Origin of the sequence: Ruania halotolerans (genome assembly GCF_021049285.1) — a bacterium.
Taxonomy (GTDB): Bacteria; Actinomycetota; Actinomycetes; order Actinomycetales; family Beutenbergiaceae; genus Ruania; species Ruania halotolerans.
The window spans coordinates 394,089-406,775 of record NZ_CP088017.1 but is presented as its reverse complement, the minus strand read 5'-3'; the positions used below and the strand labels follow the sequence as shown (position 1 = coordinate 406,775).

The 12,687-nt window shown below is 69.1% G+C and carries 11 protein-coding genes; 5 read left to right on the top strand and 6 right to left on the bottom strand.

Annotation, left to right across the window (positions count from 1 at the left end; translation table 11 throughout):
• Positions 1-31: 31 nt before the first annotated feature.
• Positions 32-574 (top strand): MarR family winged helix-turn-helix transcriptional regulator, encoded by a 543-nt coding sequence (locus LQF10_RS01785; RefSeq protein WP_231065796.1) that lies wholly within the window; start codon positions 32-34, stop codon positions 572-574.
• Here LQF10_RS01785 and LQF10_RS01780 read toward each other — a convergent pair.
• Positions 544-2,604, bottom strand: a complete 2,061-nt coding sequence (locus LQF10_RS01780; RefSeq protein ID WP_435531424.1) for a beta-galactosidase — start codon at positions 2,602-2,604, stop codon at positions 544-546. The genes LQF10_RS01785 and LQF10_RS01780 overlap by 31 nt on opposite strands.
• Positions 2,605-2,776: 172 nt before the next feature.
• Positions 2,777-3,631 (bottom strand): GAP family protein, encoded by an 855-nt coding sequence (locus LQF10_RS01775; RefSeq protein ID WP_231065795.1) that lies wholly within the window; start codon positions 3,629-3,631, stop codon positions 2,777-2,779.
• Between the two features lie 74 nt (positions 3,632-3,705).
• On the opposite strand from LQF10_RS01775, the gene LQF10_RS01770 reads away from it, so the two are divergent.
• Both LQF10_RS01770 and LQF10_RS01765 read left to right on the top strand, forming a co-directional pair.
• On the top strand, positions 3,706-4,893 hold the full coding sequence (locus tag LQF10_RS01770) for a sensor histidine kinase (protein ID WP_231065794.1): 1,188 nt from the start codon (positions 3,706-3,708) through the stop codon (positions 4,891-4,893).
• The gene (locus LQF10_RS01765) at positions 4,890-5,549 is read left to right on the top strand and encodes a response regulator (RefSeq protein WP_231065793.1); all 660 of its coding nucleotides are present in this window, start codon (positions 4,890-4,892) and stop codon (positions 5,547-5,549) included. Before LQF10_RS01770 ends, LQF10_RS01765 begins: the two co-directional genes overlap by 4 nt.
• A 19-nt stretch (positions 5,550-5,568) precedes the next feature.
• Here LQF10_RS01765 and LQF10_RS01760 read toward each other — a convergent pair whose 3' ends face one another.
• Entirely contained in the window at positions 5,569-6,459 is an 891-nt protein-coding gene (locus LQF10_RS01760) for a sigma-70 family RNA polymerase sigma factor (RefSeq protein WP_231065792.1), read from the bottom strand.
• A 107-nt stretch (positions 6,460-6,566) separates the two neighbouring features.
• Between LQF10_RS01760 and LQF10_RS01755 the strand changes: the two genes are divergently transcribed.
• Both LQF10_RS01755 and LQF10_RS01750 read left to right on the top strand, forming a co-directional pair.
• Positions 6,567-7,874 (top strand): FAD-binding oxidoreductase, encoded by a 1,308-nt coding sequence (locus LQF10_RS01755; protein ID WP_231065791.1) that lies wholly within the window; start codon positions 6,567-6,569, stop codon positions 7,872-7,874.
• 275 nt (positions 7,875-8,149) lie between these two features.
• Positions 8,150-9,187, top strand: a complete 1,038-nt coding sequence (locus tag LQF10_RS01750) for an App1 family protein phosphatidate phosphatase (RefSeq protein ID WP_231065790.1) — start codon at positions 8,150-8,152, stop codon at positions 9,185-9,187.
• Positions 9,188-9,206: 19 nt separating this feature from the next.
• Here the strand turns inward: LQF10_RS01750 and LQF10_RS01745 are convergent, their stop codons facing one another.
• The 3 genes from LQF10_RS01745 to LQF10_RS01735 all read right to left on the bottom strand — a co-directional run bounded on the left by LQF10_RS01745 (position 9,207) and on the right by LQF10_RS01735 (position 12,679).
• Positions 9,207-9,392 (bottom strand): DUF1918 domain-containing protein, encoded by a 186-nt coding sequence (locus LQF10_RS01745; RefSeq protein WP_231065789.1) that lies wholly within the window; start codon positions 9,390-9,392, stop codon positions 9,207-9,209.
• A 144-nt stretch (positions 9,393-9,536) separates the two neighbouring features.
• Positions 9,537-10,619 (bottom strand): VIT1/CCC1 transporter family protein, encoded by a 1,083-nt coding sequence (locus tag LQF10_RS01740; RefSeq protein ID WP_231065788.1) that lies wholly within the window; start codon positions 10,617-10,619, stop codon positions 9,537-9,539.
• A 32-nt stretch (positions 10,620-10,651) separates the two neighbouring features.
• The gene (locus LQF10_RS01735) at positions 10,652-12,679 is read right to left on the bottom strand and encodes a family 43 glycosylhydrolase (protein ID WP_231065787.1); all 2,028 of its coding nucleotides are present in this window, start codon (positions 12,677-12,679) and stop codon (positions 10,652-10,654) included.
• Positions 12,680-12,687: the final 8 nt, after the last annotated feature.

Below are 12,687 nucleotides of genomic sequence, written 5' to 3'. Positions count from 1 at the left end.
AGGGACGGTGGATCCCCGTAACATCGAACCCATGCCGGAGCAGGGCTACTGGTACGCCGAGACCGACCGTGGTCTCACCATCCTCGCCGCCGTGCGCCGATTCCGCGAGGCGGACGACGCCCTGCGTCGGCGCCTGGTGCGCACGATGGGAATGAATGTCACGGACGTGCAGGCACTGCGGCATGTGATCGCCGCCGAGCGCACCGAACGTCCGCTCACGCCGCGCGACCTGGCGTCACTGCTGGAGATTTCCACCCCGTCGGTGACCACCTTGGTGGATCGCCTGGCCGGCTACGGGCACCTCGAACGCGCACCGCACCCGCAGGACCGGCGCAAGGTGGTGCTCCGGGCAACAGCCCATGCGCATACCGAAGTGCACCATCACCTAGGGGCGATGCATGCAGAGATGGCACGTATCGCGGGCGACGTGCCCGAGCACTGCCGGGACGCCGTCGTGACCTTCCTGGACGCCATGAGCGCCCACCTGCGCCGCACCGGCGAACGTGCGGAAGCCGTCCCGGGCGAAGGTGCCGGCGAGGGCGATCAGCCCTCGGCCACCACCGCCACCCCATGAGCAGGCACCGCCGCTGAACCGGTGACTGCGACACCGGAGACCAGGTCCGTCCCCGATGCCTCGACAGTGACTTCAGCGTCGGTGTGGTTGAGCACGAAGAGGAAGCTGCGGCCGCCGTCCTCGCTGTGCTGTGCGACGCGCCGGACCACCTCGACACCCGGCACCGTCTCGGCAGCCGGGCTCACACCGGATTCGGCGAGCACCTGCTCGATCACGGCGGCGGTACCGGCCTCGTCCTGGCGGGTGGCCACGTACCAGGCAGTACCCTCACCCACGGCATTCCTGGTGACGGCCGGACCGCCCGGCAGCGGGCCGTCGGTGAAGGAGCGCACCACCTCGGCCGTGGTGACCTCCACCCGCTCGGTCCATACGTCCGCCGTCGTGCCGTCGTCCAAGGTGACCTGCTCGCCCGCCAACAGGGGGAAGAACTCGTCGGTGCGCACCCCGAGCAGGTCGCGGAACGCACCAGGGTAGCCGCCGAGGTGGACGTGATCGTTCTCGTCGACGATTCCAGAGAAGTACGTGATCAGCACGGTGGCGCCGCGCTCGGCGGCCGCTGCCACATTCGCGGCGTCGCTATCGGTGACGAGGTAGAGCGTCGGGGCCACGATGAGGTCGTATTCGCTCAGGTCGGAGCCGGGCTGCACCACATCCGCGGTCACGCCGCGGCGCCACAGCTCGCGATAGATCGCGCGGAGCCGGTCGCCGTAGGTGACGTCTTCACTGGGGTGGGAGTCCAGCTCGCACGCCCACCACGCCTGGTAATCGAACAGGAGGGCAACACGTGCGTGCACCCGCGAGCCGACGACGTCGCTCAGGCTCGCGAGCATCTCACCCAGGCGCACGCTTTCGCGCCAGATGGCCGATTCCCGGCCGGCATGCGGCACCAAGGCCGAGTGGAACTTCTCTGCGCCTGCCTTCGACTGCCGAAACTGGAAGAACATCACCGAGTCCGCGCCGCGCGCCACGTGTGCGAGGGAGTTGCGCACCATCTCGCCCGGCCCCTTGGCACGGTTGCGGGGCTGCCAGTTCACTGCGCCGGTGGAGTGCTCCATCAGGATCCACGGCTTGCCGCCGGCCACGCCGCGGGTCATATCGGCGGCCAGGGCCAGGTCGATCTCGCGCTCCGGGTCGTCGGCGATCGTGTAGTGGTCGGTGGCCACCACATCCACCTCGCGGGCCCACCGGTAGTAGTCCATCCACTTGGTGCTCAGGTTCACCATGAAGTTGGTGGTGGAGGGCACCTGCGGGGTGATCGGACGGACGGCGTCGCGCAGCTTCTTGTAGTAGTCGAGCAGCGTGTCCGAGGAGAACCGGGCGAAGTCGAGCTGCTGAGTGGGGTTGGCGTAGGTCGGTGCGGCCAACGGGGGCAGCACATCCTTGAAGGCGCTGTACCGCTGGGACCAGAACGCCGTTCCCCAGGCGTCGTTCAACCGGTCGATGGTGCGGTACTTGCGGCGCAGCCACGTCCGGAACGCCCGCTGCGCGGACTCGGAGTAGTCGTGCGGAACGTGACAGCCGATCTCATTGTCGATGTGCCACAGCGCGAGCGCCGGGTGCTCGGCATATCGCTGCGCCATCGCGGTGGCCATTTTCACCGCATAGTCGCGATAGACCGGAGAGGAGGGAGCGTAGGACTGCCGGCCACCCTGGCTGAGCACCACGCCCTCGGCGGTGCGGGGCAGAATCTCCGGGTGATTCGCCGTCAGCCATGGCGGCGGGGAAGCGGTGGCCGAGGCCAGGGCCACCTTGACCCCGGCAGCTTGGAGCCGGTCCAGGATGTTGTCCAACCAGGTCCAGTCGTAGCGGCCCTCGCGCGGCTCGATGGTGGCCCAGGAGAAGATCGCCAGACTGACCAGGTTCACGCCGGCCTCACGCATCAGCGCGATGTCCTCGAGGCGGACCTCCATCGGCCACTGCTCGGGGTTGTAATCACCGCCGTAACCCATCACGGTCAGGCCGATCGGCCAGCTCGGGGTGGCCGGCGTCGCGGGAGTGGTGGGTTCAGGTGAGGAGACGTCGTCGGCCATGGCGCCCAGCGTATTCACGCACTTGTGAATCGGTCCAATCGTTTCACCTGGCGCTCCTTCCACCGCACGGCCCGGGCCGTTCACCATTGACGGTCATGCGTAGAGCCCGGTGCCCTGACCGCGCACCTCGACGTCTACCCGTCAGTTGTGCGCGGGCCTGCGAGTACCGACCTCAGGAGAGTGAAATTCCGAACTGTTCGAGCAACCCGATCCGCGTGGCCGCATCGCGTAGCAGCAGGAACCCGGCGATGCCCATCACCCAGCCGATGGTCTCGCCCGACGATTTCGCCATCCACGTGGACACTCGGGTGAGCAGGGGTTCCATCATCCGGCGAGCAGCGATCCGCCCGCCGAGCAGGACCAGCGCAGGCAGCACCATCACCAGGCAGTACCCGGTCAGCAACAACACCCGCTCGGTGGCGGTGAGATCGGCGGCGGTGAGCATCCCGACGGCGCCCAGGTACGGCAGCATCGTCGCCACCTCGAGCGTGGCCGCACCCAGCGCCAGCCCGATCAACGCCAGCCAGCCCCCGCGCCCTTCGGCGGTGAGGGTGCGCTCCCGCCAGCGGGCGAGCCGACCGGTCACCGGTGGCGCGGTGCCGACCACACCGTCGGCACTGGCACTGGCACTGGCACTGGCACTGGCACCGTCGGCCCAGGATTGGCCGTTGCGCTGCGGAACGACCGCATTCTTCGGTTCCCGGCCGACGAAGAATGCCCCCGCGAACAGCGCGGCGCCGAGCACCAACTGGCCATACATCAGCACCGGTGAATCCTGTTCGAGGGCGGCCATCAGGGAGTCGGCACCAGCCAGGAGGAGAAGTCCCATCCCGAAGTAGAAGAGCGCAACAACGGCAAGGAACACCAGAATCCGGCCCGGCCGCAGCCGCCCCGGGGTGAGCATCAGCCAGATCGGGATCAGCAGCGTGCCGAAGCTGGTGGAATCCACCAAGGCGAGTGCAGCGAGAGTGCCGAGCAGCGGGAGGGTCATGGTGTCAGCCTGCGTGGCAGCGACCATGGCAGTCATCGCCCCATCGGCCGGTTCCGGCCTCACACTTTCGTCGCATCCGCGCAGCGCCCGGCGCGAGTGAGAATGGTCGGGTGGACAGATGGATCACGGCGTGGCGCCGCAGCGTGCGCGGTACGGCGTGGCGCCGGGCGCTCAGCGATGCTGTGGCGGTGACTGCCGTTGGTCTGTTCGCCCTCGGCATCGGGATGGGGCCGGTGGTCAGCGATGCCCCGGTCACGGGTGGCCCGGGGTGGTGGCACATCCCGCCACTGCTGATCGGCGCCCTGGTGATGCTCGGAAAGCACCGGCACCCGGTCGCCATGCTCACCCTGGGGGTCCTCGTCTTCGCCGCCGACCTTGCGATCGGCGGGAGCCTCGGCGTGCTGCTGGTGCTGATCGACCTGCTCTACACGCTGGCCCTGGTCGGTTCCGAGCGTGCTGTACGCCGGCTGTTCATGGCCACGGCCATGATCATCGCTGGCTCAACCGTGCTCGCGTGGGCGATCCACCATGAGGTGCGCGCGGGCCTATGGATGGGCCTGCAAGCCTTCGCCATACTCGCCACGCCCGTCTGGTGGGGGACGTCGGTACGCCGGCAGAAGGAGCTCGCCGATCTGGCCTCGGCGCGCGCGGACGATCTCGCGCGGATCGCCTCGATGCAGCAGGAGGAGGCGCTGCGCGATGAGCGTGAGCGGATGGCGCGTGACCTGCACGATGCGGTGGCAGGCAATCTCTCCGCGATCGCCCTGTACGCCGAAGCCGGACTGAACCGATCGGGTGGCGCCAGCGCTCACACGGGAATCGAACACCGCAGCCTCGCCCAGATCCGTTCATCGAGTGTGACGGCACTGACCGAGATGCGCACCATGATCGGCCTGCTCCGAGGCGGCCGACCGGAACGCTCACCGGCACGCATCTCCGATCTCGAAGCGGTTCGGAACCTCGTGGCCGGCCACGGCGGAACGCTGGAACGGTCCGGCGCCGCGGCCACCCTGCCGACGGCGGTGGACCAGACCGCCTACCGCATCCTTCAGGAGAGTCTGACCAATGCCAGCAAACACGGCACCGGTCCCCCGCAGGTCCGGCTGCTCGCCGGGGAACAGCGCCTTGAGCTCGAGGTTCGCAACCAGATCGCATCGGATGCCGTACCCGGGCAGGGACTTGGGGTGGACATCCTGGCCGAACGAGCCGACGCCGTCGGCGGCGTGTGCGTGGCCGGCCCGCGCGAAGGCACCTGGACGGTGCGGGCCGTTCTGCCCATGACTGGTCGGGCGTCGTGACGATCCGCGTGCTGGTGGCCGACGACCATGGTGCGGTGCGCGCCGGGCTCCGGTTACTCCTTGAGGCCGACGAGCGAATCGAGGTGATCGGCGAGGCCGCCGACGGTGAGACCGCGGTGGCCAACGCTCGCGCATTGCGCCCGGATGTGGTGCTGATGGATATCCGGATGCCCCGGATGGACGGCGTGCAGGCCACCCAGGAGATCGTCGCCGTCGGCAGCGCCCACGTGCTGGTGCTCACCACCTTCGACCTGGACGAGTACGTGGTGGCGGCGCTGCGTGCCGGAGCGGCCGGGTTCCTGCTGAAGACGAGCGGCGGACCGGAGTTGATCGATGCCGTGCACCGGGTGGCGGCCGGCGAAGGTGTGGTGGCGCCGGAAGTGACCAGGACGCTGCTCCACGCATTCGTCGATTCACGGCCCGGCCCGAACGAGACGAGTGGAGCGGCCGATCCCGGGCAGTTCAGCGAACTGACCGCACGCGAGCGTGAGGTCCTCGCCTGCATCGGACGAGGTTCGTCGAACCAGGAGATCAGCCGGGCTCTGCATATCACCGAGGCCACCACCAAATCGCACGTGTCCCGGGTGCTGGCCAAGCTCGGCTGCCGGTCCCGGGTGCAGGCGGCAATCCTCGCCCGCGAGTCCGGTCTGACGTGAGGCGGCCGGGCCGCCGGTCTCAGGCGGTGACGTCGAGACTGGTGAGCACGCTCCGATCGGCGATCACATCCAATGCCTCGATGACCCCCTCGCGGAAGCGAATGAGGTAGGCAGCCTGCACAGAGCCGTCGGCGGCATACACGAGCGAGGGCACGCCATCGATGAGGGCCACGTAGGCGAGTGCGGCCCGCCCTGCAAATACCCGGGCGACGGCGTCGGCACCACGGATCCGTCCCTCGAGGAGTGGCGCGCCGTACGCGGAACCCGAGGTGGCGAGAGCGACCGCGCCGTGATCGGCGCGCAGTTCCACCTCTGGATCCAGCAGCTGTAACAGGCGGCCGAAGTCACCCTCCCGCGCCGCTGTGAGGAAGTCATCGACTGCCGCTGACTGGAGTCGTCGCACCTCGGTGACGTCGACGCGGCGGAGCCGGGCTCGTGCCCGCGAGGCGAGCTGACGCGCGTTCGCCGGCGTCCGCTCAAGAATCGGCGCGACCTCCTCGAACGGCATACCGAACACGTCATGCAGCACGAAGGACAAGCGCTCAAGCGGAGCAAGCGCATCGAGCACGACCTCCAGCGCAAGCGCGAGGTCCTCTCGGAGCTGGACGCTCTCATCGGGTGTCGTCGCGGAGTCGGCCGCATCGGTCACCTCGTCGAGCTCGGCGTCCTCACGCCAGGACGCCCGCTGCCGGATCAGGTCGATACTCACACGCGAGACCACGGTCGTGAGCCAGGCCTCGAGGTTGCGGATGTCCGCACCGTTCGCGCGCTGTAGCCGTACCCAGGCCTCCTGGACGGCGTCGTCAGCGGCAAACGAGGATCCCAGCACGCGGCGCGCTATCGCATGCAGTCGCGGTCGCTGCCGCGCGAAGTCCTCGGCGAGTTGGTCGATGGACGACGAGCCGGTCATCCGATCCTCATTCCCTCCACGACGATTCGCGGTCAGCGTGTCACATTCTGAGTCCGCCGCCCGACTGACAGGTGAAACCCCATTACGCCACATCACTTGGAGTCACCATGCCGACCACCGAACTTGATCGCCTCCGCTCCGCCGTGCGCGGCCGCGTCTGGCTACCTCAGGACGCCGACTATGCCACCGTGCACCGGCCGTGGAACCTCGCGGTCGCCCAATCGCCCGCCGCAGTCGTCGACCCCTTGGACACCGCGGATGTGTCTGCTCTCGTCACATTCGCGGCATCCGCGGGTGTCCCGCTCGCCGTACAGCCGAGCGGGCACGGCGCCACCGGCCGGGCCAGCGGCGCGATCCTCGTGCGCATGTCCCAGCTCGCCGGCATCGAGGTGCATCCCGAACGCCGCGTCGCACGAATCGGTGCGGGGGTACAGTCGGGCGCCCTCCAGCGGGCCGCCGCAGTACACGGCCTCACCGGCCTCCCCGGCAGTTCGCCCGTGGTGAGCGTGACAGGTGCGGCGCTGGGTGGCGGCCTCAGCTGGTTCGGGCGCACGCACGGCTGGATCGCCGACAGCGTGACGGCAGTCGACCTCGTCGACGCAACTGGCAAGGCGCGCAGGGTCAGCCGCTCCGAGGACCCGGATCTGTTCTGGGCGATGGGCGGTGGAGGGGGCGACATCGCTATCGTCACAGGCCTGGAGATCGCCCTCCACGAAGCGCCGTCACTGTTCGGTGGCCGGATGCTGTGGCCGCGCGCGCGTGCACGCGAGGTCATCACCGCATTCCGGGAGATCACCGCCGATGCACCGCGTGAACTCACCGCGTGGCTTCAGCTCCTGCAGTTCCCCGGCTCCGACCCCATGATCGCGATCGACACGACATTCCTCGGCGATGAGGTGACAGCACGGCGGCTACTCCACGATGCCGACCTCGTTGGCGGGACCATCGCCGACACCCGCGGCCTGCTCAGCGTCGCCGACATCGGATCCATCACGGCCGAACCCACTGATCCCGCACCCGGCCGATCACGCGCGGAACTACTCACCCGTCTCGATGATGACGCGGCAGACGTCCTCGCGAGTCACTCCACGTCTCCGCTGCTTGTGGTCCAGATCCGCCAGCTCGGAGGCGCGCTGACGGAGCCGACCGACAACCCGCACGGCCCCCTCGTCGAGCCGTTCGCTGCGTACCTCTTCGGCGTACCCGCCACGGCCGAGATTGACGGCGCCATCACGGCGCGGCAGCGCGAACTTGCGGGAGCCCTCCCCACGAGCGGGCGCAAGCCGATGACGTTCCTCACCCCGTCGGAGTCGCTCGCCGACGCCCTCCCGGCGGCCTCACTCGAGCGCCTCCGAAGGATCAAGGACGACTGTGACCCTGGAGACGCGATCCGAGGGAACTTCGGAGTTCGCTGAACCGATGGGGCGGTGGCCGCAGGGACAGGGTCGTGACCGAATCGTTGCAACGATGTGACATCCGCGCGACCTTCCGGCACGCCCTGTGGTCCAGGATGGGGTTCAGTTCCAGAGCGTGACGCGTTCGGGACTGCGCAATGGAGCGCATACGGGGCGTGGCCGGCATCCCCTGCGCCGGCCCGCCCCGCACTCGTCTCTGCACCCACCGCATGGCATGGGCCCGGGGTCGTCACACCGTCGGGCCCGCACCCTTGTTCTCCCCTACTCTGAGGAGCATGTCAGCGACGCATGCGGCCGCCAGGCTCGAAGACGGCTTCCATCGCCGACTCATCCCGTTCTTGCGTTCCCGCGGCTGGCGCCCCCGCACCATCGACTACATCGGGTACGGCAACCGGCAGGTCGTGCGTGTGCTCGCCCGGGTGGTGCTCTCCCGGCAGCACGCCGATGATGACAGCCGACTCTCCGCTCTGGACCTCATCGAACGTCGCGGATGGCGTGCCTACGTCACCGCACCGGTCTCCTTCATCCCGGTGACCGTGGTGGTGGGCGGGGTCGAGCACACCACGGTGACCGACCGCAGCGGCTACCTGGACCTGGTGATCAACGGCCACGATCTGCCAGCCGGCTGGCACGATGTGGAGATCCGGGCCAAGGCGGCCGCGCCCGCCTACGCCCGGGTCCGGATCATCGACGTCGACACCCGGCTGGCGATCGTCAGCGATATCGATGACACGGCCCTGGTCACCTTGGTGCCACGTCCGCTGATCGCCCTCTGGAACACTTTCGTGCGGCACGGCAGCGCTCGCCATGTGGTTCCCGGGATGGCGCAGATGTACCAGCGGATCGCCGCCGAGCACCCGAATACGCCGATGTTCTATCTCTCCACCGGGGCCTGGAACATCATGCCGACCCTGGTGCAGTTCCTGCGAAGTCACGCATTCCCGGCCGGGCCGATGCTGATGACCGATTGGGGCCCGACCAATACCGGGTGGTTCCGTTCCGGCCAAGAGCACAAGCGGGTGGCGCTGCGCCGCCTTGCTGCCGAGTTCCCGCACCTGCACTGGGTGCTGGTGGGCGACGATGGCCAGCACGATCCGTCCATCTACCGCGAGTTCGCGCGGGAGTACCCCACCCGCGTGGCCGCTATCGCCATTCGCCAGCTGACCCCCGGCGAGCAGGTGCTCGCACACGGCACACCAGTGCCGGCAGAAGAGCCGGGGGAGGCAGGGCGGCGGAGCCCGGCTCCCGAGGTCAGCGGCGCGGACGGCTTCGACCTGGCTCCTCAGCTCTCGGCGATCCTGCGGCAGGGCTGAGGAGCACCGCCTCAGGCGCCTACTGCCTCGGCTCCACGAACGCGTCCGGTCCGGGGCAGTACACCGATTCGTGATCGTCCTCGGACCAGCGCACCTGCCACGGCGGCTCGCCCTGCTCGGAGACGCCGACCACTTCGCCCTCACGTGCCGGCACATCCGTGTGTGCGGACGCGATCACCACCCGGTCTCCCACTGTGGCCCTCATCGTGACCTCCCGCATCATCGCCGGTGGTGGCTCTCACCACCTGATACCAGTCTCGCGCGCGACGGCGGAGCGCACCACCGCTGGGACGATCAGCTCTCCGCCCGATGGCCAGGCGAGCCAGCCGGCAGAGCGGACGGGCCGCCGTCAGCCGAGCGTGGTGCCGAACGCCAGCCCCAGCAGATAGGTGACGCCCGCGGCACCCCAGCCGATGAGGAGCTGGCGAAGGGCCCGGCGCATCGGCGGGGCCCCGGAGAGCACTCCGACGGCGGCGCCGGTCGCCACGAGTGCGAGGCCCACCAGGCCCGCCGCGAGCAGCACGGCAGTCAGTCCGCTGAGCCCGAAGGCGTAGGGCAACACGGGGATCACGGCGCCCGAGGCGAAGAAGGCGAAGCTGGAGATCGCGGCATGCCCAGCCGAGCCCACCTCCTCCAGCGAGTGTGGGGCCACCCGGCGCGGCGGCACCGTGGGGTTGTAGTCGGCGAGGCGTCGCTCCGCCTTCTCCTGAGCCTCATCGGCACTCATCCCGCGGGCCCGGTAGACCAGGGTGAGTTCGTTCGCGTTCACATCCAGATCCCCGACGGCAGCATGAGCCTGCGGGCTGGGGGTGGAGGCTTCCAGCAGCTCACGCTGGGATCGGACCGAGACATACTCGCCGGCACCCATCGAGAGCGCCCCGGCGAGCAGGCCGGCGATCCCGGTGAGCAGGACCGTTCCCGTTCCCACTCCGGAGGCACCGATCCCCAGCACCAGGGCGAGATTGGAGACCAGACCGTCGTTCATCCCGAAGACGGCGGCCCGGAACGTCCCCGACATCTTCGCCCGTCCGCGCATGGCCAGCGAACGGACCACCTCTTCGTGAATCCGCTCATCGGCGGCCATCGCGGGGGTGGCGTGCGAGTCACCGGCGTACTCCGACCGGGCCTCGGCCCGCTGGGCGAGGGCGAGCACGAAGACCGAGCCGAATCGTCTGGCCAACGAGATCAACAGGCGTGAACGCACCGACGGCGGCCGGTCCCGCCCGATCTGGTCGCCGAGCAGCCGTTCCCAGTGGGCAGCATGGCGTCCCTCGGCACTGGCCAGGGCGAGGAGGATCTCCCGTTCCTCGCCCTGCCGTCGAGCCGCCAACTGGGTGTACAGGGCTGCCTCGGCCCGCTCCTCCGCCAGATAGCGGCGCCACCGGCGCACGTCCGCGCGGTGCGGGGAAGTCGGTGCAGCAGAACCCGTCATGACCCCAGTCTCCCAGGGCCGCCGCCGCCCGCCTACCCGCGGATGGAGCCGGGGTGCACCCGAGGGCGGGTACCCGCGCGGGCAATGACCGCACCGGTGACCAGCATCAGGAGCGTCGCTCCCGCCAGGGTCAGCACCCGGTCGCCCGGTCCGGTCGTGGCAAGTTCACCGCCGGAGGGCTGCTCGCTCGCACTCGGGTGGTCATGCTCTCCGACGGCGGTCGTCGGCTCTTCGTCGGTGCCGTCAGTCGGCTCAGGGGCACCCGGGTCCGTCGGGTCAGGGTCGCCCGGGTCCGTCGGGTCAGGGTCTGTGGGGTCTGGCGGAGCTGGGTCACCATCGAGCACGATGACGTCGATCTCGACCTTCCCCGGACCGAACCCTTCGGCCATGCCGGAGACGGTGGCGATCCCCGGCTCGGCGTAGTCCGCCGGGCGGGGCGCGTCCCAGTGCACGGGCGCCTCGACACTGTGCCCACCGTCGAAAGTCAACGTCACGGTCGCCGGTAGCTCCGGTGCGATGCCGGGCACCGTCGTCACCTCGCTGGCCGCGTAGCCGGAAGCGTGCGCCATGTGCACCTCCCACTCCTGGACAGCGAGCGCGGAGAACTGTCCTGCGGGCCCCGGGGCGGCGTCCAGGACGGCCCGCACCCGTGAGGTCGTCACCGGCGCGAACGTCACCGTGTGCATCTGCATGGTTGAGGTCGGATAGCCGGACGGTTCTGGGACGTCGCTCCACGCACTGCCGGTCCAGTACTGGAGCACCCATGCATCCGGGTCGGAGACGCCATTACCGGTGCCGGGCGGGACATCGCGCCAGAAGGTGATCCTCGTGCTGTCGATACGCACCGGCTGGTCGAAGTCGTACTGGATCCACTGCTGCGCGGGTCGCTGCGGAGCCCAACTGCCCCAGACGTCCGGCGGGAGCGGGTTGGGGCGCACGATCTCGTCATTGAGCGCCTTGATCCAGTACTGGGTCGGGATCGGTTCATTCGAGGCGGACGCCTGCGCCCAGGGGGCCACATTGGTGCGGGGCGTGAGATCGGGGCCCTGTTCCGGAGTCGTCGTCACGGGCAGGATCCGCGCAGGTGAGACCGAATCGTCCCATTCGAGATCGTCGATCGCGACGGAACGGCGGAAGTGGTTGCCGCCCTCGGCGCCGGCCGTGTGATAGGCGAGGTACCACTCGCCGTCGAACTCGGTGATCGCCGGATGGCTCGTGGTGGAGGAGACCGGCGGCAGGATCGTGCCCTGATGCGTCCACGGCCCGAGCGGGTCCGGTGCCGTGCCATAGGCGATACACGCGTGGTAGTGCGCGGGCGTGCACGACGATGCTGGTCCGGCATTGTTGCCCGCGTACGCCATGTAGTAGGTGCCGGCACGTTCGAACAGCCACGCACCTTCGAAGAAGCCGGTCAGTGAGTGGACCGCGACAGGATCACCCACGAGCGTCTTCATGTCCGCATCCAGCTCGATGCCGCGCAGCTGTGAGAAGGAACCCCAGTAGAGGTAGACCTGGTCACCGTCGACCAGCACGGTGGGGTCGATGTTGTGCAGGGTGTTGCCCATGATCTCCTGGGAGATGATCGGTCCGCCGGCGTGATCGGTCCACGGCCCGAGCGGCGAGTCGGCGACGGCGACGCCGATCCCGAACGGATCCGGCGAGGCGCTGCCAGCCTCGTGTACCGGGACGTACCAGTAGTAGCGTCCGTCGGTGCCTTCCACCACCTGTCCGGCATAGGCGCGCCCGGGCGTCGCCCAGTCGAACACCTCCTCGGGCCGCATCTGCTCCGGGTGATGGGTCCAGGAGTCCGAGGCGACGTCGGTGGTCGAGAAGGCCTGCCACTCGTTCATGATGAAGTCGTTGGTGGTGGCGCCCGCCTCGTCTCGACCGGCGAAGATGTACAGCGTGTCGTCGACCACCAGGGTGGCGGGATCGGCGGAGTAGGACGACCCGTCGTCGAGGATCGGGTTGTCATAGGCGGCCGCGGGCACGGCGGCCAGCACTGCGGTGACCGCTGCGGCGGCGACTGAGGCCGCCGCGACGCGGAGAGGGCGCGTCATCGTTGACT

Coding starts and splice junctions, on each gene's coding strand:
- LQF10_RS01785 (WP_231065796.1), top strand. CDS start 32: ATGCCGGAGCAGGGCTACTGGTACGCCGAGACCGACCGTGGTCTCACC.
- LQF10_RS01780 (WP_435531424.1), bottom strand. CDS start 2,604: ATGGCCGACGACGTCTCCTCACCTGAACCCACCACTCCCGCGACGCCG.
- LQF10_RS01775 (WP_231065795.1), bottom strand. CDS start 3,631: ATGACTGCCATGGTCGCTGCCACGCAGGCTGACACCATGACCCTCCCG.
- LQF10_RS01760 (WP_231065792.1), bottom strand. CDS start 6,459: ATGACCGGCTCGTCGTCCATCGACCAACTCGCCGAGGACTTCGCGCGG.
- LQF10_RS01755 (WP_231065791.1), top strand. CDS start 6,567: ATGCCGACCACCGAACTTGATCGCCTCCGCTCCGCCGTGCGCGGCCGC.
- LQF10_RS01750 (WP_231065790.1), top strand. CDS start 8,150: ATGTCAGCGACGCATGCGGCCGCCAGGCTCGAAGACGGCTTCCATCGC.
- LQF10_RS01745 (WP_231065789.1), bottom strand. CDS start 9,392: ATGAGGGCCACAGTGGGAGACCGGGTGGTGATCGCGTCCGCACACACG.
- LQF10_RS01740 (WP_231065788.1), bottom strand. CDS start 10,619: ATGACGGGTTCTGCTGCACCGACTTCCCCGCACCGCGCGGACGTGCGC.
- LQF10_RS01735 (WP_231065787.1), bottom strand. CDS start 12,679: ATGACGCGCCCTCTCCGCGTCGCGGCGGCCTCAGTCGCCGCCGCAGCG.